The sequence below is a fragment of the Njordella aestuarii genome, assembly GCF_056494165.1.
Map to the genome: position 1 here is coordinate 2,677,913 of NZ_CM151397.1, position 23,475 is coordinate 2,701,387.

The following is a 23,475-nucleotide window of genomic DNA, read 5'->3' on the forward strand; positions in this document are numbered from 1 at the left end:
TTAAATGTGTCAAAATCCTACGAACAATGATGTAAACTCTACTGACGGACTACCGCTGACACTGCTGTCGGAAACGAAAAAGTGCAGCGGTACGTGTGGCAATTGCTCGAATAAGAAAGAGAAATCTGCGACGGACAAGTTGCCGTTATTGGATGCGCCCGAGCATGTGCTGAGCACTTTGGAGCGAGATGGTTCGCGTCGCTGGCTGCGCCCCAGCTTATCGCTAGGTAAACACTGGCATCGGCGAAGAATTGTGGCTTATGGGTTGATCGCATTTTTCGTATCGCTTCCGCATCTACGGATCGGAGGCAAGCCTGCAGTGTTGCTCGACATTCCGGCGCGTCAGTTTACGATCTTGGGCCAGACCTTTTTGCCGACGGATACACCGCTTCTGGCACTTGGGATCATTGGCATCTTCTTGACGATCGCTTTTGCGACTTCACTGGCGGGGCGGGTATGGTGCGGCTGGGGCTGCCCTCAAACCGTTTATATGGAATTCCTGTTTCGACCGATTGATCGGCTTTTTGAAGGTACAACGGGCAAGGGCGGAAAGCCTCGAAACAAGCTATCCGCACCGATGCAGTTCCTGCGTTTCTTCATCTATTTGATTCTTTCGGCTGCGCTCGCTCACACCTTCTTAGCATACTTCGTTGGTACCGATAAGCTTGCGATGTGGCTGCGAAGTTCACCGTTCAACCATCCGTTCGCATTCTTGGTAATGGGTGGGACGACCGTTGCGATGCTTTACGATTTCCTCTTTTTCCGTGAACAGCTCTGTTTGATTGCATGTCCATACGGCCGCTTTCAATCGGTCATGCTTGATCGCAGAAGCCTGATTGTCGGCTATGACATCAAGCGTGGAGAACCTCGCGGAAAATTGCAAAAGGTTGGTGTTGAGAACGCATCGAAAAATGGCGATTGCATTGACTGCAAACGTTGCGTTGCGGTTTGCCCTACGGGGATCGACATTCGCGATGGACTTCAGATGGAGTGTATCAACTGCACGCAGTGCATTGACGCTTGTAACGAAGTCATGCGTAAAATCGACAAGCCGGAAGGGTTGATACGTTACACTTCGCAAGACGAAGTTGCTGGCGAACCGCGACGAGTTTTGCGCATGCGGCCGGTGTTGTACATTATATTGTTGGGAATCGTTGCAACTGCGTTCTTGAGCATCCTATCGACCAAGTATGCGTTCGACGCAAGGATCCTGCGAGCTGGCGGCAACCCGTACACTTACAGTGTCAGCGGTGAGCTGCAGAATTCAATGCGGCTACGGCTGGTGAATCGATCTCAAATCGAACAGACGTATAATGTAAGTGCTTCGTCGCCCGCTGGAGTTGTATTGCAGGTTCTGGATGAATCAGGCTTGAAACTCGAACCAGGAAAAACGTCTGTCGTGCCGATCTTAGTAAAAGTTCCCAAGCACTTGACCGCCAAAACTGGTAATGTTGAAGCAGAATTCTTAATCACTGACGACTCGGGCAATGAGCGTCGAGTCTCCTATCGTTTGTTAGGTCCTAAGGGCTAAGCCAATCGCGTTTTACGCAGAGTATAATTTCATGGTTGAATCGATCGGTTTGAATACGACGGAACTTGAAAGACGTGCCAACCGCAAGGCCGCATGGTTTTGGGGTTCCTTCGTGGTCGCCTTTCTCACGGCTCAGATTTTGATCGGCGTGATGGCTATTGTGCTCGCCACTGGCGATCCGTCTTTTGCAGTTGTGCCCGACTATCATCAGAAAGCGTTGCATTGGGACGAGGCCATGGCGGCGCAGTCGGCCAGCAATAAGCTTGGCTGGCAAGCGACCATCGAGCCGAGCGCCGGTACCGATTCGCTCGGTCAGCGAACTGTCGTACTGACGCTAAGGGACAAGGACGGCAAAGGCGTGAGCGGCGCTGCTATCGAGTTGACGACCTACCATCACGCGCGCGCGAACGACGTGGCTTCGATCGCGATGCGAGACATGGGTGAAGGTCACTATGTCGGGACGGCCACCATGTTGCGTAACGGTATGTGGGAATTTGAATTAATAGCCGTCCGTGATAACGAAAATTTCATAGCTCAACAAACAATTACAACCGAGGCGATCAACTGATGTTGAACTCCTTGTTTGTCTCCGCCGAACTATTGTTGGCAGTTTTTGCGGCGAGTATTCTCGGTAGTCTCCACTGTGTTGGCATGTGCGGGCCTTTCGCGCTGATGGCTACTGGATCTACTTCAGGCCGTGCGCGTTTGTCCGTCCGACTGGCCGCCTATCATCTTGGGCGACTGACGACTTATCTGATTGCGGGAAGTCTGGCTGGTGCAGCTGGTTACCTGTTGTCGGCAAGTGGTGAATCGATCGGCATTCAGTCTGCTGCGGCTCGTGTTGCCGGTATTTTTATGATCGTGCTGGGACTCGTGAAACTAGTTGCCTACTTCCGATCGCGTCGCGCGCGTGTCCTCATGCCTTCGTCCAGTAAGGGCCGGTTTTCGATGCGGATCAGTGCTGCGATTGCAAAGACGCGACCTGTAATAAATCGGCTGCCAGGTTCTTCGCGAGCGTTTGCGGCTGGCGCCCTAACGACGTTGTTGCCATGCGGATGGTTATACATGTTCTTACTGGTCGCAGCAGGTACGGGGCACGGTCTATCTGCGATGATCGTCATGACGGCTTTCTGGCTGGGTTCACTTCCGGCGCTCACCGCGTTGGTTTTTGGAGCGATGCAATTGGCGCCAAGGCTGCGAAGTACCCTTCCGTTGGCAGGTGCAATACTACTGTTGGTTTCTGGAGTCTATACGACGACCGGTCGCGCGGCGGTAGACATGCGTTCTTTGACTAGCAAAGCAAGTAGTGTTCATAATGCGATGATGCACGATGTCAACGAGGATAAAGGTGACGAATCACAGACGGTTGCAGCTGAGACGCTGAGGGTTCTGAAGCGTGAACCATTGCCCTGCTGCGTTGCAGATTGAACTCTCCAATTAGGATTGGGCCAAGTCCGCTGTGTCGACCATCTCGCCATCGAATAAAGTTGAAACTGCTCATGAGAGCAAGTGTGCGCACTGTGGATTGCCGTCGCCAGCGGTAGCTACCGGGGAATTTAGCTTCTGTTGTGAAGGTTGTCGCGGTGCGTATTTTCTCATACGCTCCTGGGGACTCGAAGACTATTACGCACTTCGAGATCAATTGGCCGGGAACGATCCGCTGGAGAGCGTTGCACGTTTGGGGCGATTCGACGAGCTGGACGATTTTGAAGCTCTTGGTGAAAGTGCCCCTGTTGCGTGTGCCGGCGGACTCCTGCGCAGCCGCTTAGCGATTCAAGGTCTGCACTGTGCTGCATGTGCTTGGCTTATTGAGAGAGCGGCGAACACGCAACCTGGTTGGCATTCAGCGCGAGTGCGTTTGAATGACCATACCTTAGACGTCGTCTTCGATCCGCAAACATTGCGTCTTAGTGAGCTTGGTGGCTTGTTAGGGCGATTGGGATACCAAGTCTCGCCTCTGATGCAAGGCGATCGTCAAGCGCGGACGAATCTCGAGAATCGAGATCACCTAATTCGGATCGCGGTAGCTGGATTCTGTGCTGCGAACGCTATGTGGGTCGCGGTTGCGCTTTACGCCGGTGAGTTCAGCGGCATGGAGTCGGAATATCGTCATTTGTTGCATGCGGCTGGAGTCGTATTGAGTGCTATCAGTGTGGCGTTTCCAGGTCGCGTGTTTTTTCGAGGCGCGTGGGCGGCGATTAAAACACGGACGCCGCATATGGATTTGCCTATTGCTCTCGGCATCGGCGTCGGAGCAGTGGCCAGCGTCGTCGCAGCAGTGCTGGGGCACGGTGAATCGTACTTTGATTCAGTGGCAATGTTAGTCTTTCTGCTGCTGGTAGGACGATGGATTCAGTTTCGCCAACAAAGAAAAACATCTGAGTCAGTTGCTATGTTGATGCGTCTGACTCCACGCCACGCAAACAAGCTGGGGGCAAACGGCGAGCCGCGGCGAGTATTAGCTGATTTGTTGAAAGTCGGTGACCAAATCCGCGTAGACGCTGGTGAAGTTTTTCCCGCGGATGCCGTTATTACTGCAGGTGATTCCCAGGTTGATCGATCGCTAGTCACCGGTGAATCGACTCCTGTAGATGTGTCTGCGGGAGATAAAGTTGAAGCTGGTAGTTGCAACCTTTCTGCAAAACTAGATTTGGAAGTACAAGCAGTTGGAAATGCGACACGAGTCGGGCGCATCGCATCGCTGATCGAAGAAGCAGCCATTCATCGCGCGCCGATCGTCCAATTGGCTGATGCAATCGGTGGTCGCTTCGTCAAGATCGTGTTGGCCATAGCCGTTATTGTGTTTGCAGGTTGGTCTCAGTATTCACTTTCCGCGGCCGTCGGGCATACTGTTGCATTGCTGATTGTTGCATGTCCGTGCGCTTTGGCTCTAGCAACGCCACTCGCGATTTCTATGGCGATTGGCCGAAGCGCGAAACGAGGAATTCTGATTCGTGGTGCTGATTCATTGGAGCGTATCAATCGCCCTGGAATCGTTTGGTTCGACAAAACTGGTACCCTTACCGAGGGTAAGATCGTTGTTCGCGAGTGGGAAGGCGATCACGAAACGTTTGCCCTGGCGGCCGCAATCGAGCAACATTCACAACATCCAATAGCGCTCTCCATAGTGCGATACTGCCAGCATACTGGTATAGCAATCCCTTCCGCGAATGGTGTTCGTCAAATCACTGGTTTGGGTATGGAAGGCACGGTTGGTTGGCACAGTGTACTGGTTGGCAATGAAAAGTTTCTGACGAGTTCCGGTATAAGGATTGGCCCCGATGACAGGCAGAAAATTGACGCAATTGCTACTAAAGGGTTTAGTCCGCTTTTGGTAGCAGTCGATTCGCAGCTAGCAGGCATCGCAACGGTCGGTGATCTACTACGGCCAGAATCATCGAACGTTGTTCAGAAGCTGAAAGAATTGGGATGGAAAGTCGGGATCTTATCCGGCGACCATCCATCGACAGTACAAAGCATTGCGTGCGAGCTGGGGATTGAACGTGCCTTGACAATGGGGGGCGTTTCGCCTGAAGCCAAACTGGCGCAGATCCGCGCTTCTAAAACGGAAGGACATTCTGTGTTGATGGTGGGTGACGGAGTCAATGACGCGGCTGCGCTAGCGGCGGCCGATGTGGGAATTGCAATTCGAGGTGGCGCGGCCGCAAGTTTAGATGCAGCCCCTGTTTACCTCGCGGGCGGAAGGTTGAATCAATTGACTGATTTGGTTCAAGCCTGCCACAATACGGTCAGTACCATACGACGCAATTTTTTAATCTCGCTGAGTTACAATATCCTTGCGGTGAGTTTAGCAGCAACAGGTTATATTAGCCCTCTGATTGCGGCTATATTGATGCCGATCAGTTCGCTTACCATCCTTTCCATGACAGTCGCCGCCCGGACATACCGATGAGTGTCATCTATATCGCTTTACCGGTTGCTATTCTTCTGGGCGGCGCTGCGCTAGTCGCATGTATCCGTTCGATCAAGAGCGGTCAATTTGATGACTTGGATACACCGCCGTTGCGGATGTTGCAAGACGGTGTCAAAGTTGAGGAAGAGCAAAAGCCCTGACTATTCGGCCGCAGATCTATAGGTACTAGTCCCAAACAAGTCGGTTCTTTCAAACTCTAAACCGACTTAACTAATCGCAGTCACGCAAGTCACTACACAGTGCTTGAGCTGGTTAGGATTGGGTACATCAGTGCAAGCACGATGAACATCACAATCATTGCAAGCACCAGCAGCATAAGCGGTTCCAAAAGCCGCACCACTACTTCCAGCCGTCTGTAGGTCGTCTTCTCGAGTGAATCGGAAATCTGGACTAGGACTTTGTCCAGCGAGTTGGATTCTTCGGCGACGGAGATCATTTCGGTTACGGTATTGGGAAAGTGACCGCTCGCATCCAACGGCTTTGCAAGTCGCTCCCCTGCAGTAACTTCTTCGACTGCCTGAGATATAGATTCGCTCAAGATTTGATTGGCCGCCGCATGCTTACTGATGTCAAGAGCACGGAGCAGCGTTACGCCGTTTTGGAGCAGAGTACCAAGAACGCGACAAAATCGGGCGACCGCGAGGTTAAGCAGTACTGGACCTAGCAACGGTACTTTGATCTTCAGTAGATCCCATCTTCTAGCGCCGATTTCTGTGCGGAAATATGTCCGCAAACCGACCACTGTGCCAACAATTGCGATCAACAAAAGCCACCAATAGCTTTGCATGAACGCACTCATCTGTAACAAAATGACGGTCGCACCGGGAAGCGTCCCGCGTTGCCGCATCGATTCAAAGATCGAGTCGAATTTCGGTACGAAGACAATCAGCAAGACCGTTACGATAATTACACCGACGGCCATGATAAAACCTGGGTACGCAAGGGCACCCATCGTTTTTCCCTTTAGCTCTTCCTGTTGTTCGATGAAACCAGAAATTCGCTCGAGCGACTCTTCTAGGAAACCGCCTTCAGTCCCAGCACGAACCATGCTGACGGCGATGATATTGAAAACGCGGGGATAGCGTGCAAAGGCATCTCCAAGCGCCTCGCCGTCTTCAACACGTGACTTAACGTCTTGTAGCACTTCCTGCAGCGTCTTGGAGCCCGACTGTTGTGATAGAACAGTTAAGGCTCGCATCAAAGGAACACCGCTCCTTAGAAGGGATGCAAGCTGCGAGTAGAACGAGACCATCTTTGCACCGCTCACGCGACCGCTTGAAATCGTAACAGTCGATTTTCCGGCAGTGATGCTCAGCGGGAATAGCGATTTAGCTGTAAGCTGTGCGGACGCTTCTCGAGCGTTAGCGGCGGTAATGGAGCCCGTTGACTTCTTACCGGTCAAATCGCGTGCGGTGTAGGTGAAATCTGGCATAAATCCTATCCAATCGAATCATTCTTGGTGACTCTGAGAACTTCCTCGACGCTCGTGCTGCCTTCCAGGCATTTTCGCCAAGCGTCCATCCGCAGAGTCTTCATACCATCTTTGATACCAGCTTGCTTGATCTTAAAGCTACTGACGCGGTCATGCGCCAATTGGCGGATTGCTTCGGTCGTAACTAAGAGTTCGTAGATACCCATTCGCCCTGAGTATCCTACAGCCCGACAACTTCGGCAACCGACTGATCGATAGAGAGGGGAGTCGCCGAACATTTCCCATGGAAAATCGACGGGAAGATCTGCCGCGTCTGGTTTGTACGCTTCCTTACAATTGGGGCACAACCTGCGCACAAGCCGTTGCGCCATGATGCCTTCCACGGTGCTCGCCACCAAAAAGGGCTCGATCCCCATGTCAACGATACGAGTGAACGAACCAGCCGCATCGTTGGTATGCAATGTTGAAAACACAGTGTGACCAGTCAACGATGCCTGAATCGCGTTCTCCGCAGTTTCCGCATCGCGAATTTCACCGACCAGTACGATGTCAGGGTCATGACGTAGAATACTACGCAGCGAGGCAGCGAACGTGAGCCCGATCTTGGGATGCACCTGAATTTGATTGATGCCCTCAAGCTGATATTCGACAGGGTCTTCCGTCGTGATGATCTTGTTTTCTGGAGACTTGATTTCCAAGAGCGACGAATACAGAGTTGTCGTCTTACCAGAACCAGTTGGGCCGGTTACGAGAATGATCCCGTGCGGCAGACGAATGATTTGACTGTAGATTTGGAAGGTCTCTTCGCTCATTCCAAGGTTGCGAAGATCGAACTTCATCGCGCCCTTGTCCAAAATACGCATGACCAAGCTTTCGCCGTGAATCATCGGGATGACTGAGAGACGAATATCGATTTCGCGTCGATGTACTCGCAACTTGATACGTCCGTCTTGCGGCAATCGCTTTTCGGCGATGTTCAAGTGCGACATAATCTTGAGACGTGAAATGATCGCCGCTTGAAAGCGATGGATCTCGACTGGAACAGGCTGCGTATGTAGGATGCCGTCGATGCGATAACGAACGACTAAGCCTGAGGCTTGCGATTCCAAGTGAACGTCGCTCGCTCTTGAGTCGACGGCTTCGATCAAGATTTCGTTGACCAGCCTAACGACAGATGCCTCTTGAGCCATCTCGCTCAATTCGCTGCCGTCGCCCTGAATCTCTTCCAGCAGCTCGATGTCTTCTTCCTCAGCTCGCGCTGCGATCAGACCTTCCACCGTTTCGGAGCCGACACCCAGGTGTTTCTTGACCAGTTTGGCAATTTCGTTACGCTCTGCAACGATTGGAATAATCGCGCAGTCGGTTGCCGCAGCTGCTTCGTCCAACGGGAAAAGATCGAGTGGGTTCGACGTTGCCACGACAATCGCGTCGCCTTCGCGTCGAATAGGAAATAGCGAGTGGCGATAGATTAGCTTCTGCGGAAAAGTTGCAAGTAGATTCAGGTCGACTGTCGCATTTCGGAGATCGATGTAGTCGAGGCCCGTTTCTTCTGCGAGTGCTTGGAGTGCTGCTTCTTCGTTAACAAGCCCTTCATCAATTGCCATTTGCATGGCGGCCATACCGCTCGTGCCCCGCGAGAACTTCTCCATCGTCTGTGAGTCGATCAGTCCACGTCGAACAAGAATATCGGGTACTTGCAAAGTCATATAGTTCGGTTCCAAACGTTCTTACTTATCGACAGTTTCAGCAGGTATTGGTGCAAGAGAGGTTACAACGATGCAACCTTATCGTCCACCGGTTCGCGCTCCACCGCCTCGGTTTGCGCCTCCGGTTCCACCGCCGCGATTTCCACCCGCTGCGCCCCCGCCGCGATTACCCCCTCCAAATCCGCCAGCGCCACCAAATCCTCCTGCGCCAGCGCCACCGAACCCTCCGGCGCCACCGCCGAAACCGCCTGCGCCGCCACGTCCGCCGAAGCCGCCTGCGCCACCTTGTATCTGACGCATCATATTCATACGTTGTTGAATGTCTTGTGGCGAAGCGGACGTGCCAGCTGGACCTCCCTGAGCCGTGGGTGTTTGACCCGCGACATTCGTTTGCGCTTGAGCACCAAAGATTGCCTTTAGCGAGTTCTGGACGATCGTAGGACTTACGTTTCCACCAAGCGTTACTACTTCATAGGTGTCTTGCGTATCTTCCGATCCTTGATCCAGGAACTCGACAAATTCTTTAACTTGTTCGTACAGTGAATTTGGACCAGTGACGATTACCGTGTTATTTCGGGAATCGGCAACGACAGTCATGGTCTGTTCCTGAAGTTGCGCTGCTTGTTGGTTGCCTTGATTGTTGCCGCCGCGACCTCTACCACCGCCTAGCAGTTGCAAAAAATCTTGAGCCGATGGTTGTCGGCCTCCGCCGCCGCCGCCACCAGCGCCGCCGGGCGCCTGTGCTATCCGATCCGCAAACACCTGCTTAACGGTGTTAACGACCTCGGTCGCGTCAGCATAGACAACTGGAATGACCTGAGGTTTGCCCTTGGTCTGTACGCCAATAGGTGAATCTTCACTGTCGATCACTTTCAGAAGCTCATCGATCAAATCAAGGTCGGATGAGCTTGCGTAAACCAAAATGTAATTTAAACGTGAGTCAGGGATAATGCTCACTTCTCCGCTGCTTAACCCAGGACCGGACGTGGTCGTGCTACCACCCCCGCCGCCTAGGAGGCTGCCCATGATTCCGCCACCAACTTCACCTAACATGCTCGATGCAACGCCACCCAACAAACCGCCTCCCCCGCCACCTGTGGTGACTTGACCAGTCAAAATTTGCTTTAGCAGGGCCGCAGTTGCATCCGCGGGTACATACTTAAGATAGAAAATTGTTGGTTCCGCAGGACTCGACGCTAGCTGGTTATTCACCAATTGCGCCATCTGTTCAAATTCGGCAAGTGCTTCTGGATCATCGGAAGTTACAATCATGCCTGATGGAGTCTGGATGATATTGATCTCCGAAATTCCTTCTTCATCTTCGGTAAGCACTTCGTCGATTTCTGCATCGCCGTTGGTCGTAGCTTGAACGAAACGTCCAGATCGAATCCGGTTGTTAATCGCAGATGGTTGAGCCGGAGCTGCTTTCTCTTCCGATGCCTTGGGACTGTTCTTCGCTGGAGTCTTTGCATCGTTCGACGCAGCAGCAGGTTTTTCGGCAGGAATCGGTTCACTGCCTAACAGCATTCTCCGGTTTTCGTTGTTGCTTGCAGATGGCTTTTCGATGCTCTCCGGAGTGCGAATGCGGATTCGAACGTTCTTGTTCTTGGCATCCATCAGCATCTGCATCTGGCTCAGGAACTGATCGGCTTTTCGGCCGGTCCCTGGGAAGACTTTGACATTGTCGCCTAGCATACTGAGGTTGGGGCCGCTTTCCTCGATTTGTGCGATAATGTTTTTTACTTGGTCAACTTGTTCTTTGGAACCTTTGACCATCAAGTTGCGAGCCATTGCGTCGCCATAGAAGATTGGTCGTGGAGTAGCTCCGGCGGCTGCAGTTGCAGCAGCATCCGTTGCCTTTCCAAAGAACTTTTCCAAGGTGGTAATGGCAGCTTGAGGATCAATTCGTTTAAGAGGAATAATGACGAATTGATTTCCCGAACCAGACAGTTCTTCCAACGTTCTATCAATCAGTTCATGGTCCGGCTTCGTTGCAAAGGCTGAAATCTTGTTGGTTTTACTGTCGAGCGAAATTCGAACGTTCGGCGTGCCAGCAAGCAATGTTTGCAACACGTTCATCGAGTTTTCAGGATCGGAGCCTTGAACTTGATGGGATTCAAAATAAGGGACTTCAACTTTGACGCTGGTCGGCCCATTTGCACTCGGTGCGATGTCAAGTTCTGTAATCAGATCACGAAGCGTCTGTAGTTTGTCGGCAGTTCCTGTCGCGAAGATCCTGTTGCCAAATGAATCTGTTGAAAGACTGATTCCATCCGCTGTATTGCTGCCTTCAGGGAGTCCCATGAGCGGGCGTGCAATCGCGAGCACTTCTTCCGCAGAAACATATTGAAGAGGCAAGTTTGCTATCTTCGCTGCTCGAGAGCCGGTAGGGTTTTCAGCTCGTTCGATCATATTTCGAATTAAGCGTAACTTGGCTCCGGTTTCAACAACAAGGACCTGACCAGCTGCGGCAAGCGGAATCACCGAGCCCTGTGGACCGATCAATTGGCGAATCTGCGTTTCGGCTTCTTCAACGGTCAATCGAGAAAGCACAAACAAACACTTGAGCAATTCAAATTCGCCGCGATTATCCAGTTGTGATGGCGTTACCAATTCGGCAAGTTCTCGGATTAAACCGCGCGTTACTTCCGCGTCTTTGCCGCTTCCTAAGTCGATCACCATTAACGTGCGTTGACGACGTACTAGCGTATAGCCTTTGCCTAACAGGACGCCATTCATGATATCCATCGCGTCGGCTACAGAGTATTTCGCATAGGGATCGCGGTAAGTAAATGTCCCTGGCGGAATCGTATCAATCTGCAAGCTCAGTTCCGCTTCGGTGGCGATCCACTTCAGAACGGTTGACCAGTCGGTCCCGTTAAAATTGAGTTCTAGGTAACGTTGGTCTGCTTCGGTTTCTGCTTTTGCAATGGGAGCTGCGTCGAAGTCGTCGTTGGAGGGAATGGTAGCAGCGGCAGTGGAAGCGGCTGCATTAGGTGCTGTTTCATCAACGGGATCTGCGTTAGCCGCAATGTCGTCTGTGGACGCATCGCCAGCAGTTTGATCCGATGGGCTTTTTGCGACGGCTTCGGAAATTCCTTGGGGTTCGACGCCGCCTGCCATAGCTTGCCAAGTCGCGTACTGGACACCGGTAAGGGTTTTCCGAAGACGTTTTTGCATTTCCGCATCGGCTTGACCGGCACCGAACTCGCGGAGCAACTCGATGCGGCTGTCGAGAATCAGCTGGATTTGTTCCTGTTGCCCTTCGCTTAACCCCAACGTCTCAACGACTTGTTGTTCAGCGAGCGATCGAAGACCGATGCGATTCAGCCGAATCCTCTCTAACTGCGAGCGTTGCTGGAGCGACAGGATGTCGAACGCCTCTTTTTCGAGCGCACGGATTGATTGCTTCTTCAGCTCGGCACGATCCTCCGGCGGCAAACGCCGCAATTGGTCAGCTAGTGCCAATGCTCGCGACTCTTGTTGGCGAATCAGACCGTTCAACTGTTCCAGTTGTGTGTCGCTCAGACCGATACTAGCAGCGACTTGGGGATCGACCGCATCAGCCAACATCCCGACAAGGTCAGGATCTGCGGCGAATGAAATGCGGAAGTCACAAGCGCTGATGCTGCAGAATAGCGATGCGATGGCAAGCCAGCGAGTCGTGAGACTGAAAGTGAAACGCAACATATATTTTGTCTAGAAAAGATGTTCGGTCAGAGACCAATTACAAAGCCACCCTAGGCATAAATTACAGTCTGGCGACAGATCATTCGTGTCCTGTAGGTGGCAACCGACCTTAGCCATATTGTAGTTCTACCGGGGATGGTGTCTGAACCCCTGGTCATTAAAGTTGTTTCGCAACACGCCGAATTTGCCCTCAAATCCAGCCCAATCCAACCGTTATGGCGAATTGTGGCCCTTAAACTTGCATTCAACGAGGGTTAGCGGGATCTCGGAAAGGAGTTTTCCCTAAAAGGGCTGTTAGTAAAACGATACTTCGCCTATTGTTAATGTCACGGAAAAGTCGGCTAAACCGCCGCCTTTAACCGTGCGTATTCTTAAATGCGTTAATTGTAAGTTATCCTGACAGGACGTAAGTCCGGTTCTGGCATGCGAAGCAGTGAACCGTTTAAGTGTTAAGGGGGCGTTTCTGGTTTCGACCGGGTAAATTGAAGAATTTGGTGGCGTGTCGTGGTTGGTCGGTGAGCCACGTAAATAGCCGATCACAAAAGTAATTGCTGAGGAAAACCTCGCACTGGCGGCCTAATTAGGCTTCCCTGACACCCGGAGCTAGTCGGAGGCGCTGGAGTGTCAGCCGTAAATCCGGACCGCTGCGATCCATGCTCGGCACGATCGTAGTTAAAAAAGTTTCGAGATAGCCTGGCAAAGCAGCCCGTCGATGGCGGCAGAGCGAGGCGATAAGAAGATAAAGTCGACTACACACGTAGAAGCCGGTTTGGAAGTATCACGGGACGCGGGTTCGAATCCCGCCGCCTCCACTAAAAAGGCCGCTTGCGACAAGTTCGTAAGCGGCCTTTTTTATTTGAAGTGCGGCTTGCGGCCATTCGCGGACTGCATTTTTGACGCCAAGATGCTTGCTGTGTCGATCTGAAACTGAACGCCGATTGAGTTGCATAATCGGCATTTCAATACCGCTAGAATCTACTGGAACTTAAGCGCTGCCCGATTCACTTTTTCATCTGCGAATGATGTAATTACTGACCATTGCGGACAAGTTGAAATCTAGCTCATGTTCGTAGGCTTTAAAATTCCGGTGAGCAATAATGATCTTACGACTATCTCAAAAGCTTAGCACCAAGATCCACGCGGGGGCTCTGGCTGAAATGAAGCTTGATGAAAATCCCCTTGCAGATTGGTCAAGCCACCTGTTCATTTTCAACCGAGCACAGCACATCATCTTGATGAATACGGCTTCGTTCTACTGCTGTGTAATGTTAGGCAAAGGCATAACGAGCCTATCTAGCTTTAAAACAAAAGCGCTAGATACCATTCGTGATTTCACCGCCGACGATGGACAGCAGTTCGTTTTTCGCAAGTTCATCGCACCCAGTTTTGAAGCTGTATATGTTGCCAAGCCTCTGAACCGATCTGCTATTGGGTCAATGAATGAACACGTTCAAGGAGCCAAGTACCTGCTGGAAGATGGCATGGCGCTCAGTGAAATTGGCTACAGTCTTAACGACACGCCCATGTCAGCATTAGTTGACTCAGAAGGAAAGAAATACAGCAGTCCCAAGGAAGTCTTCTGCCGATTGACAAAACAAATGCCCAATGATTAACGATTTAGCAAATCCTCGGGCGCACTGATTTTGTTGCTTTGGCTAAAGTAGGTTTTTCCGAGTTCGACCTTGGTGCACTCAGAGCGATATTCGTTGCTGGGCGTGCTGGTGTGACTTGTCTTTTTCATTCAACCAGGTGTTGAACATCCAGCAGTCCGATGCCTGTGTCGATCAGAACAAGCTTGCCACTGTCTTCGACCAGCAGGTAATGGTAGATTGCGGTTGAGTGCCCTTCAACGATAAGAGTTCCGCAATTAATGTGATGGATTCTGGTCATTTGTCGTCCTTAGTCAATGCAATGAGTCGGGGCGTGACGCGTGAAAAGATATGCTATTTCAGAAGAGTTAGCAGCATGACAACCGGCGTGGTTGCCAGAATGCTATGCGGAGTCTTGGCATCCATTTGAATCCAAGTCCCCGGCTTGCCTTCCACTTGCTCCTCGCCAACCGTAAGTTGTGCTTCACCTAGCAGGATCTGAATTATCGCCGGTAGTGGCGCGATGTGTTCGGCAAGTCCTGCACCAGCAGCAAAAGCGAACAATACCACCTTCGCATTATCGTCATCAATCACAATAATGGTCTTCTTGCCGGTTTCAGGAGGCTGAAGTTCGTCAAGTAGTTGTCTAATTTGAAATTTATTCGCGAACATGTTTGGTTTTCTACGTTAGCCATAGCCCATGAATTTGTGTACGTTGCACTCTCGCTATTTGTTGACCTTAACGAAGCGAAACGCACCGAGCAGATTTCTCGTAAACCGCATTCTACAGCAACGTACGTTTTTAAACGTTAGCTAATATGGTCAGCGGTGCGGTGATCGCTCAAAATCAATTTGAGAGAAGTCAGTAAAGCAATCCAAGAAGGCTCGCATTAAATGACAGGCAATATCTTCCACGATCTTCCCTCAAATCTTCCTGATGAACTATTCAACACGCTGTTGGAAGCAAACGATTTTCGAATTGAAAGGATCGTCTCCTATGGTCACGCGTCGCCTGAAGGTTTTTGGTACGATCAAGACCAACACGAATGGATACTCTTGCTTCAGGGTGCGGCTCGGCTATCGATTGGGGAGGAGTCTCTCGAGTTGAGACCCGGTGACCACGTTAACATAGCTGCGCATCAGAGGCACCGGGTTGAATGGACAATTCCTAACGAGCCAACGATTTGGCTGGCCGTGTTTTATGAAGAAGCCAAGGTTTAACATGCCAAAGGAACCAAAATTGGAATACGTTGTCCCTTTGCACATTACGTTGCTTGATCCTCCCCCAGGAGTCGACTTCGGAATTCAGGAAGGCAAAGGCAGCAACTACAAGACGATTTGTATCCATCGTTCATCGGCAGGCAACACTACACTCGATTGTACTATCGTGGCCAAAGGCAGACGTTCTGACGACTTGCCGGACTTTACTGGCCCCCACGTACAAGGCCCACCGGTTGGGAGGTTTATTTACATTGTTATTGGAAAATCAGCCGGACAGGTCAGCAGCTGCTGGCAGCGTCGCATCAAGATACCCTTACAAGGAATTACCTGGGAAATGATCGACTTGATTCTCGAGTGCCCAGCGCTGTCGCTACAGGCTACAATCCCCGGAACTGGCAAAGACGGCGGGCCGAGCTGTGCTACGGTAAAACCAATTGATGGTTGGAAAGTGATCGAACAGGCGTAACCAAGGATTAAAGTGACCGGCGGTTTACACAACCGGCAGTAATGTGTCGGCTTCGGCAAGTAATCTTGAAGGCTTAAAAGTCTCCAATAGGTTGTCCCGATTTACACTATCTGGATGAATATAACCGCTCGGGCCTGAAGGCAAAGTTGTGAACTTCTTGGCCTAGAAAGCGCAACGGGCGACGCTTCGTTCTAGAGTGATTTTTTCCTTCAATCACTTCGTTAGATCTGAGACCTTCTTCAAAAGCAGAGCTTTATTAATTGGCTTGCTCAAATAATCGCTGCATCCAGCCTCGATGCACTTATTCATGTCCCGCTGCATGGCGTCGGCGGTGAGAGCGACAATGGGTCCTGAATAGCCAATCAATCGCAATCTTTCCGCAGTTGCGTAACCGTCTAAGTTCGGCATTTGCATGTCTAACAGAATTAGATCAGGACAGGTACCTTCTTTTAAGCAACGGGTGACATATTCGAGTGCGAGCAGCCCGTCTTCGCATTCGTCAACCGTTGCGCCCGAGCTTGTTAAGATGTGACTGCTTAAGAACCGGATATCGCGACGATCATCCACAACCAACACATGGCACGAAAGTTTAGTTGGAACACCGGGGTTCGAGGGAGTGGCTATTGGAGCTCCAAAACGTTTACGCTCGTCCAAGACCAAGTACGAATCCGAATCTTCTCCAGCAAGAATGCTGAACGAGAAAGTACTACCTTGCCCCTCGTTGCTACTTGCACTGATAGTGCCTCCGAGCATTTCGGCAAGCCTTTGACTTATGATCAAACCCAGCCCTGAACCACCAAAATTCCTGCTGACACTGGCATCACCTTGCGAGAACGGTTTAAAGAGACGTTCCATCTGCCTGGCTGAAATCCCGATGCCAGTGTCGATGATGTCGAACTTCAAAAGTCTCGTCGAGGCATCGAAATTTACACATATTTGCACCCGACCGCTGTGAGTAAACTTAATTGCGTTACCAACCAGGTTGATCAGAATCTGCTTTAGTCGCTTAGCATCCGATTGAATGAATTCTGGCACCATGCCGTACTTCACCTCAAGGGTCAATCCACGCTCTTGTGCGCGGATTTCCATGATGCTTCTTACGTCTTCGATCAAGGAATGCGGCTGAAAGACTTCGGACTCGACATCCAATTTGCCCGCTTCGATCTTCGAGATATCAAGAATGTCGTTGATAATCTCGAGCAAATAGTAACCATTATTATGAATCGTCTGCAGATGTTGAATCGCCTGTTCCTCATGCGCCAATTCTTTCATCAATTCGGCGTAGCCCAAGATCGCGGTCATCGGAGTGCGGATCTCATGGCTCATGTTAGCTAGGAACGTTGTCTTGGATTCGTTCGCCGCTTCTGCTGCTTCGCGAGCTTCTGTCAGTGCCTTTTGAAGTTCATGACGGTCATGAGCTTCAATCACCGACCCAACAAAGCCACAGAATTCGCCTGCGACGTTAAAGCGTGGTTTGCCAACGTCGATAGCCCAGCGATAGTCACCATTTCCGTTGCGAAGTCGGTATTCAAGTTCAAAGGATTCGCCTTTTTCAGCTGCCGTAACAAAGGTCTTATGGGCTGGTTCGCGATCATCGGGATGCACCGCATTGATCCAACCGAACTTTAGCCCTTCTTCACTGTCTTGTCCTGTAAAATCAAACCAGCTTTGAGAAAGAAAAGTGCACTCGTGTTTCTCGTTCGTCACCCAAATCATTGCTGGTGCGGCATTGGCCATCTCGCGGAAGCGTTGTTCACTCTCCCTCAAGCTCACCTCGGCCCGTTTTTGATCGCTTACATCAAGTGTAACACCATCAAACCGAGTCGGAGTTCCGTCCTCGTTGTAGAATGTACGCCCGATCGCTCGCACCCATCGCGTTGCACCTGTGTCAGGGTTCCACGTACGATAATCGATGTTGTAGTGCGTTCGTTGCGTAATACTTCGCTCAATCGCAAGACGCGTCGACTCTCGATCGTCAGGATGGATCCGATCATAGAATGTTTGTATCGTGACTTCCGCTTCGGGGGGCAAGAAGAAGTGAGCTTTCACTAGTTCATCCCATTGAAGTACGTCGAACGGCAGATCACAGTACCAGAACCCGACGCCACTGCTGCGACGGACGAACGTCGACCGATCCTCGCTTTCGCGCAAGGCGGCTTCGGCGACCTGTCGTTCGGTGACATCGGTTGCCACAGCGTAAAGTCGTACGCCTACGCTGGGTTGATCCAGGACAGCATGGCCCCGCTCCTCAACCCAAATTGTTTGCCCATCTTCCGGACGAATCAAACGGTAACGTGTTTGATAGCTAGTCAAAGCGTCAATCGCCTTTTGGAAGGTTTCACGATGCGCCATGGCATCTTCCGGATGCAGCAACGCTAAACCTTGTTCGATATCGACGAGGCTTGATCGCAAGCCAAACACATCCGAAGCATTTTCGGACACTCGGAGCTTGCCATCGACAGGAGTCCACTCCCAAGCAACCATGCGCGCGGCCGAGAGTGCTAACTGCAGTCGTTCTTCGCTATTCAGCAACGCCGCTTCCCACTGCTGACGTTCGCTTAAGTCGTAGAAGTAACAAACGACTCCGTATCGCCCATCAGGCATACTGACGCGCTCGATGCGCCAGTCATAGGATTCGACAGACTCAATGTCGGCACGTCGCTCAATGGTTCTCGCCGCCGAGTATGGCTCGCCGGTTGTCAGCGTGTGTCGGAACAGCGCGATTATTTCACTCGAAAACGGCTCCGGCCATATGATCCTGAGTACTTCTGCGAAATCTCGATCAAGTAATGGCGTAACTGCTTCAAATACCTTTTGCGCCCCCAAACTGACTTGACGCAAGCGAAAATCGGCATCCACTATATAGACGCCAAATGGGTTGTTCTGAATGAGTGCAAAGAAAGTATCGTGATTACGCCGCAACTGGTCCGCTGTTTCCTTGCGATCAGTCACATCGCGAGTCGTTCCCGCGACCGCTTCAACTTGGCCGTCTGCTCCGAAAACTGGGACGAAGATATAGTCGTACTCGTGCCGACCGTTGGTCCCTGTAAACGGCACCTCTCCACGGATCGGTTTTCCTGTCGCTCGGACTTGATCGATCTCACGATTGTGCATCTCCGCGTGCCACGGCTCGTATCCGATCTCAAAAAATGTCTTTCCGATGACATCTTGAGGTGCTAAACCCCACATTTTGATGAGTGAATCGTTAGCGTAGAGCACACGATGCTCAAGGCTGAACACGTAAACGAAATCGGGCGTGTTCTTCAGAACTGTTTCGTACAGCCGTCTCTGGCGTTCGGAGTCGGATACGGCAGCACGTAAGTCAGCGTTCATCGCCTGCAACTGCTGGATGCTGGCTTTCAGTTCTTCGATCGAAGCTTCGGAAGCTAACACTTTCTTTGGCATGAGCGATTTTACGTGAAAGTCTTTCTTGCCGTCGCCAGTCTTTGGCTTTCTCTGGGCCACGATTGGAATCCTTTGTACGTACTCGATTTAGCCCAGCAACGCCTCGCTTCGCACTTTACACGATCTCGATATGCGAGGCCAGTGTTGAAGCTAATTTGGATGGTATGTGTGTGGCCGCAGAGGTGTTAGTTTTTGTTTTGTGTCCCGACGGATAAGGCACTACTCGGCAGTAGAAACCTTCGTTCGAATACTTTTTGGATGAGATCGCGGTTTGCGGCCGAGTTCTCTAGGGGAGCGATCAGCCATTAGAGTTTGAGCATTTCGCCCGCACGATCAGCAATGTCGATCCAGCGTCGTTGCGCCAAGATTTGTCGCTCATTTCGATATGATGGTACCCGGGGCCCGTTGAAACTGCGGGAGGTTTTATGCTCGGAACTGCATGGTTCCAGCGACGGCGGCCAAAACTACTCGACAAAATAGCTTGGTAAAAGTCGATCGCTTTCGCGGGGTTGCCAACAATCTGGGCGTTCTTTGCTTACTCTGTAGTGAAACTAGTAGTTCCGGCGGCAAGCTCGCACTTTATAGAACTTTTTTGGCATGAGTACCTAAGAATTTCGCGATCCCGGGGTCTTACTTGTATCCGCCGCATGTTGCGCTAAAGGCTGCGTTGCGAGTCGACTGCCTCAAAGCACAATACGGCGTCGGGCCAACGGCTGTACTTTCACTTTTGTTGAAGGGGCCGTCGCCGATTTTGACGTCAAACAAAAATGTTATGCAAAATAGCCCTTCATCGGAACATTGCGTTGTGAGTCGATGTTGAACCCGATGCCTTCGAATCCGATGTTTAATCTAGACCAAGTTGCTGACGATCGCAGCGACTGGGCGGGTGATTCATTGCAATCGCTGTTCGAAGCAGAGGAAGCGAATTTGTTGCGCTACGCCTTTTCTTTGACAGGGAGGCGGGTCGTTGCAGAAGAGATCGTACAAGAAGTATTCCTCCAGTTGCACTCGAGCTGGGACAAAGTGGATGCTCCCCGCGCGTGGTTGTATCGCAGCGTGCGAAACAGGGGTTTGAATCATCTGCGAAACTGCAAACGGGAGACGTTGCAGTGTGATGACGAGAAGGTGACGCAGTCGGTGGACGAAAACGAAAGCGCACCCGATCGGATTATGGCAAGGATGGAAACGACGATTCAATTGCGGCAAACGTTGGGCGAGCTGTCTGAAAGCGATCAACAGTTAATTCGATTGAAATATTTCGAAGGGCTGAAGTACCGTGACATCAGCGAACAAACAGGATTATCCATCGGCAACGTAGGTTACCGTTTACATCACATTATGCAGCGTTTGGCAAGCAAGCTTCGACCGTTGGGAGTCGACGATTCGAAATGAACGACACATTCTATTCAGATAACAGCGATTCAGAATTGGAAGCTCGCCTAACAGCATTGGTAATGGGTGAAGCTTCCGACTTCGAGCGTGCACAGCTAGAGTCGATGCTAAGCAAGGAGCCAAGTTTGGCGGCATGGTACGAACAGTTGCAGCATTTGCATTCCGCGCTCTCCGACATGGATACGAGCGATACAATCGATGAAGATGACGCTCCGTCCACTTGGCAATTGTCAGAAGAACGCCGCCAGTCGATTCTAGCAGTCATTGAAGGTCGCGTGCACGCAACGCCGTCGCAGGAGATTCCTCAATCGAAGACAGTGCAATTGTCTTCGTCCAAGCGATTCCTAACGAGGAAGTGGGTATGGGGATTTACCACTGTCGCTTCGCTGTTGGTATGTGCTGCAATGTTTCAATTGCAGCGGATGACCTCGCGTCGATTGGTTGAGACGGCAGGCGGCGCTACAGATGCATATGCATTCGTTGCCCCATCAGTTGGTGAGCGATATGGCGACTTCAAGGATGCTCGTGAGTATGCACAGAAGCCGCTTAGTTCTCTTAAAGATGAGCTGACTGATCTTGGCACGAGTGTTGGACTCTCTTCGGCCGAAGGTGCTTCATTAAGCAAAACGCTTCCGCAGCCATACTACCTTTACGACAACATCCAAAGCGTGCCTCTGGCGCAGACGTTGGAGATGAAGAGCGCTAGTGATCCGCAACCGCCAGAATCGCACAGTGCCACTCAATGGAATGATCCGGTCGAGGATTCGAGTCGGTTTAATTTGGAGGGGGTTGTACAGGAGAGATCAGGACGGGGGAGCAGTTCGAGCGGCGGTTACGGTGGAGGAGGAGGTATGCCAGCGACGGACAATTTTGCCAAGGGCTTGATGGAATCTCAGGACAACAGTTTCGGTCGTGGTGGGGAAGCATTAGCGTACAATGTCCCCAACGGCAGAAGCCTCGTACATCCTGCTCCACCTTCGGTTGCATCTGATTTTGCATCTCCAGAAGCCAGCTATTTTTATGCTGAGAACCGCGAACAAGAAGATCTGCAACGATCGCCAGGGCTCGATGGACTAGCGGTACTGGACGCTCCAACCGAACCACAAGGACCAATTGAGAACGAATTTTCCGATTCACTGCCAGCCCTTCAACAACCCGCGTCAGGTCCTTCGAGCTCAACGGAATTATACTCATTGTCTCTCGCGCAGGACGCAAAAAGCTCTGCTAGAAATGAAGGTGGACGAGCCGATTCCTCTGGCATTCCAAACATTAGTTCAAACCAATCGCGATATTTGGCCGAGAATCGAGACGCTCAGCTAGGACAGTCGACAACGCGAGGCCTTGCGGAGAGAGTCGATGAATCAGGTTTCGACAACAGAAAGTGGGATGACAGAAGGAGCGGTCCGCGTGTTAGGATATTTGACAGCAGCGAGCTAAACATTGACCAACCACTGGCTGCACGAAGGCTTAGCGATAGTGAGCCCGATGGCGAGAAGAAGGAATCTGAAATAACCGCTGGCAAAAAAATCGCACCGTCGGAAGAACTAACTAGAAATTTTTCCAATGGTATCGCAGGCGTGTCTCCTTTGGGGAACGACATAGTTACTTGGAACGCTCCTTCGCAAAGCGATTTCGGTACCATTTTGGCAAGGGATAAATCACAACTGTTAGGTTGGAATTCTTTGGGGCGGATTCCTGCACGCACAACGGTCTTAGAGGAGTTGTCTGCCAGTCGAGATCCGTTTTCGACATTCTCGCTTCATATCAGCGATGTCTCGTTCAAACTAGCGCAAGCTGCCCTAGCTAATGGCCAGTGGCCAGATGCTTCCCAAGTTCGAGTTGAAGAATTCGTTAACGCATTTGACTATTACGATGCGTTGCCCTCGAGTGACGAACGTGTCGTATGCCAGATCGAACAAGCGATTCATCCTTTCCTGATGCAACGCAATTTGGTGAGGGTATCACTGAGAACTGCAGCGACCGGACGTTCGCAAAATGTGCCTCTCCGTTTGACTCTGTTGCTTGATAATTCAGGCTCCATGGAGCGACCTGATCGACGAGCTACTATCCGACGAGCGTTTGAGGCACTTGCACAACAACTGAGTGCTGACGATCAGGTGACGCTGATCAGCTTTGCCAATACACCGCGGTTGTTGGCCGAACGGGTGAGTGGTTCAAACGCTGCGGAACTGGTGCGGTTGGTTGAAAGTATGCCGAGCGAAGGCGGTACTAACATCGAAGCGGCTTTGCAGTTGGCCATGGAGAAGGCGACCGAAGCAGCCTCCGGTGAAACTGCTTCCAGCCTACAGAACCGCATCGTGATGATGACAGATGGTGCGGTAAACTTGGGCGATGCAGATCCCGCGAACTTGTCACAAATGGTTCTGCAAATGCGCGATGCAGGAATCGCTTTTGACGCAGCAGGTATCAGTGCTCAAGGACTGAACGACGAGGTGTTGGAAGCGCTGACGCGCCAAGGCGATGGCCGATACTATTTGCTAGACACCGCTGAAGAAGCAAGCTCCGGCTTTGCCGATCAGATCGCCGGCGCATTGCGGCCGGCGGCCAAGAATGTCAAAGTCCAAGTTGAATTTAACACAGATCGAGTTGAGCATTACAAACTGTTGGGATTTGAAAAACACCTGCTCAAGCAAGAAGATTTTCGGAATGACAAGGTTGACGCGGCTGAAATGGCTGCGGCGGAGGCCGGAGTAGCGTTGTACCACTTTGAACCCAAGCCCGATGGTCGTGGAGACATCGGATCAGTCTCCGTTCGATTTCAAGACCTCGCCACGGGCAGAATGGTCGAGCGACGATGGCCGATTCCTTATGAACCAAATCCCGTTCGTATCGAGCAAGCGAACCCTCGGCTGCGACTTGCTGCAACCGCGGCCCTGTTCGCTTCAAAGCTTCGCGGTGATGCGTTAGGTGAGAGTGTTGAATACAAATCGCTGGCTGAAGTTCTGACGTCGCTGCCAAAGAGCTTTGAATCGTCCACTCGTGTGCAGCAGTTGCAAAGCATGATTAATACTGCGCGTCAAATGAGCGAAAAGTAACCGCGTTAAGCATCTGCCCCAGGTCAAACCATGAAGTCTTATCTACATAGAAC

The 23,475-nt window shown here is 51.4% G+C and carries 16 protein-coding genes and 1 other RNA gene; 11 read left to right on the forward strand and 6 right to left on the reverse strand.

The window, feature by feature from the left end; translation table 11 throughout:
- Positions 1-4 precede the first annotated feature (4 nt).
- Genes ccoG through ccoS form a run of 5 tightly spaced genes read left to right on the forward strand, consistent with a single transcriptional unit; the run spans position 5 to position 5,605 of the window.
- Positions 5-1,531, forward strand: a complete 1,527-nt coding sequence (gene ccoG / locus SH451x_RS10390) for a cytochrome c oxidase accessory protein CcoG (protein ID WP_479362392.1) — start codon at positions 5-7, stop codon at positions 1,529-1,531.
- A gap of 31 nt (positions 1,532-1,562) precedes the next feature.
- Complete coding sequence (locus tag SH451x_RS10395; protein WP_479362393.1) at positions 1,563-2,099, forward strand: FixH family protein; 537 nt, start codon at positions 1,563-1,565, stop codon at positions 2,097-2,099.
- On the forward strand, positions 2,099-2,959 hold the full coding sequence (locus SH451x_RS10400) for a sulfite exporter TauE/SafE family protein (protein ID WP_479362394.1): 861 nt from the start codon (positions 2,099-2,101) through the stop codon (positions 2,957-2,959). Before SH451x_RS10395 ends, SH451x_RS10400 begins: the two co-directional genes overlap by 1 nt.
- 31 nt (positions 2,960-2,990) lie before the next feature.
- Entirely contained in the window at positions 2,991-5,444 is a 2,454-nt protein-coding gene (locus tag SH451x_RS10405) for a heavy metal translocating P-type ATPase (protein ID WP_479362395.1), read from the forward strand.
- A complete protein-coding gene (gene ccoS / locus SH451x_RS10410) occupies positions 5,441-5,605 on the forward strand; it encodes a cbb3-type cytochrome oxidase assembly protein CcoS (RefSeq protein WP_479362396.1) in 165 nt (54 codons plus the stop codon). The genes SH451x_RS10405 and ccoS overlap by 4 nt, the downstream gene beginning before the upstream one ends.
- Positions 5,606-5,697: 92 nt before the next feature.
- On the opposite strand, the gene SH451x_RS10415 is transcribed toward ccoS, so the two are convergent.
- The 3 genes from SH451x_RS10415 to SH451x_RS10425 all read right to left on the reverse strand — a co-directional run bounded on the left by SH451x_RS10415 (position 5,698) and on the right by SH451x_RS10425 (position 12,293).
- Positions 5,698-6,897, reverse strand: a complete 1,200-nt coding sequence (locus SH451x_RS10415; protein WP_479362397.1) for a type II secretion system F family protein — start codon at positions 6,895-6,897, stop codon at positions 5,698-5,700.
- A 5-nt stretch (positions 6,898-6,902) separates the two neighbouring features.
- A complete protein-coding gene (locus SH451x_RS10420) occupies positions 6,903-8,603 on the reverse strand; it encodes a GspE/PulE family protein (RefSeq protein WP_479362398.1) in 1,701 nt (566 codons plus the stop codon).
- Positions 8,604-8,681: 78 nt separating this feature from the next.
- Entirely contained in the window at positions 8,682-12,293 is a 3,612-nt protein-coding gene (locus SH451x_RS10425; protein ID WP_479362399.1) for a secretin N-terminal domain-containing protein, read from the reverse strand.
- Between the two features lie 453 nt (positions 12,294-12,746).
- Here SH451x_RS10425 and ssrA point away from each other — a divergent pair.
- Both ssrA and SH451x_RS10435 read left to right on the forward strand, forming a co-directional pair.
- Positions 12,747-13,108: a transfer-messenger RNA gene (gene ssrA / locus SH451x_RS10430) on the forward strand.
- Positions 13,109-13,390: 282 nt separating this feature from the next.
- The gene (locus tag SH451x_RS10435) at positions 13,391-13,906 is read left to right on the forward strand and encodes a DUF6933 domain-containing protein (RefSeq protein WP_479362400.1); all 516 of its coding nucleotides are present in this window, start codon (positions 13,391-13,393) and stop codon (positions 13,904-13,906) included.
- Positions 13,907-14,030: 124 nt separating this feature from the next.
- Here the strand turns inward: SH451x_RS10435 and SH451x_RS10440 are convergent, their stop codons facing one another.
- Entirely contained in the window at positions 14,031-14,183 is a 153-nt protein-coding gene (locus SH451x_RS10440) for a hypothetical protein (RefSeq protein ID WP_479362401.1), read from the reverse strand.
- A 53-nt stretch (positions 14,184-14,236) separates the two neighbouring features.
- Positions 14,237-14,554: a cupin domain-containing protein gene (locus tag SH451x_RS10445; RefSeq protein ID WP_479362402.1), complete on the reverse strand. Its 318-nt coding sequence runs from the start codon at positions 14,552-14,554 to the stop codon at positions 14,237-14,239.
- Positions 14,555-14,776: 222 nt separating this feature from the next.
- Between SH451x_RS10445 and SH451x_RS10450 the strand changes: the two genes are divergently transcribed.
- Both SH451x_RS10450 and SH451x_RS10455 read left to right on the forward strand, forming a co-directional pair.
- Complete coding sequence (locus tag SH451x_RS10450) at positions 14,777-15,103, forward strand: cupin domain-containing protein (RefSeq protein ID WP_479362403.1); 327 nt, start codon at positions 14,777-14,779, stop codon at positions 15,101-15,103.
- 1 nt (position 15,104) lies between these two features.
- Positions 15,105-15,569: a DUF5990 family protein gene (locus SH451x_RS10455; RefSeq protein ID WP_479362404.1), complete on the forward strand. Its 465-nt coding sequence runs from the start codon at positions 15,105-15,107 to the stop codon at positions 15,567-15,569.
- Between the two features lie 213 nt (positions 15,570-15,782).
- Here SH451x_RS10455 and SH451x_RS10460 read toward each other — a convergent pair whose 3' ends face one another.
- Positions 15,783-19,034, reverse strand: coding sequence for a PAS domain-containing protein (locus SH451x_RS10460; RefSeq protein WP_479362405.1), 3,252 nt, complete (start codon positions 19,032-19,034; stop codon positions 15,783-15,785).
- A 765-nt stretch (positions 19,035-19,799) separates the two neighbouring features.
- Between SH451x_RS10460 and SH451x_RS10465 the strand changes: the two genes are divergently transcribed.
- Entirely contained in the window at positions 19,800-20,366 is a 567-nt protein-coding gene (locus SH451x_RS10465) for an RNA polymerase sigma factor (RefSeq protein ID WP_479362406.1), read from the forward strand.
- Positions 20,363-23,422, forward strand: a complete 3,060-nt coding sequence (locus tag SH451x_RS10470) for a vWA domain-containing protein (RefSeq protein WP_479362407.1) — start codon at positions 20,363-20,365, stop codon at positions 23,420-23,422. Before SH451x_RS10465 ends, SH451x_RS10470 begins: the two co-directional genes overlap by 4 nt.
- Positions 23,423-23,475: the final 53 nt, after the last annotated feature.

What these genes read in the sequence shown, in the direction of transcription:
- ccoG (WP_479362392.1), top strand. Translation starts at nt 5, where the DNA reads ATGTGTCAAAATCCTACGAACAATGATGTAAACTCTACTGACGGACTA.
- SH451x_RS10395 (WP_479362393.1), top strand. Translation starts at nt 1,563, where the DNA reads ATGGTTGAATCGATCGGTTTGAATACGACGGAACTTGAAAGACGTGCC.
- SH451x_RS10400 (WP_479362394.1), top strand. Translation starts at nt 2,099, where the DNA reads ATGTTGAACTCCTTGTTTGTCTCCGCCGAACTATTGTTGGCAGTTTTT.
- ccoS (WP_479362396.1), top strand. Translation starts at nt 5,441, where the DNA reads ATGAGTGTCATCTATATCGCTTTACCGGTTGCTATTCTTCTGGGCGGC.
- SH451x_RS10415 (WP_479362397.1), bottom strand. Translation starts at nt 6,897, where the DNA reads ATGCCAGATTTCACCTACACCGCACGCGATTTGACCGGTAAGAAGTCA.
- SH451x_RS10420 (WP_479362398.1), bottom strand. Translation starts at nt 8,603, where the DNA reads ATGACTTTGCAAGTACCCGATATTCTTGTTCGACGTGGACTGATCGAC.
- SH451x_RS10425 (WP_479362399.1), bottom strand. Translation starts at nt 12,293, where the DNA reads ATGTTGCGTTTCACTTTCAGTCTCACGACTCGCTGGCTTGCCATCGCA.
- SH451x_RS10435 (WP_479362400.1), top strand. Translation starts at nt 13,391, where the DNA reads ATGATCTTACGACTATCTCAAAAGCTTAGCACCAAGATCCACGCGGGG.
- SH451x_RS10440 (WP_479362401.1), bottom strand. Translation starts at nt 14,183, where the DNA reads ATGACCAGAATCCATCACATTAATTGCGGAACTCTTATCGTTGAAGGG.
- SH451x_RS10445 (WP_479362402.1), bottom strand. Translation starts at nt 14,554, where the DNA reads ATGTTCGCGAATAAATTTCAAATTAGACAACTACTTGACGAACTTCAG.
- SH451x_RS10450 (WP_479362403.1), top strand. Translation starts at nt 14,777, where the DNA reads ATGACAGGCAATATCTTCCACGATCTTCCCTCAAATCTTCCTGATGAA.
- SH451x_RS10455 (WP_479362404.1), top strand. Translation starts at nt 15,105, where the DNA reads ATGCCAAAGGAACCAAAATTGGAATACGTTGTCCCTTTGCACATTACG.
- SH451x_RS10465 (WP_479362406.1), top strand. Translation starts at nt 19,800, where the DNA reads ATGCCTTCGAATCCGATGTTTAATCTAGACCAAGTTGCTGACGATCGC.
- SH451x_RS10470 (WP_479362407.1), top strand. Translation starts at nt 20,363, where the DNA reads ATGAACGACACATTCTATTCAGATAACAGCGATTCAGAATTGGAAGCT.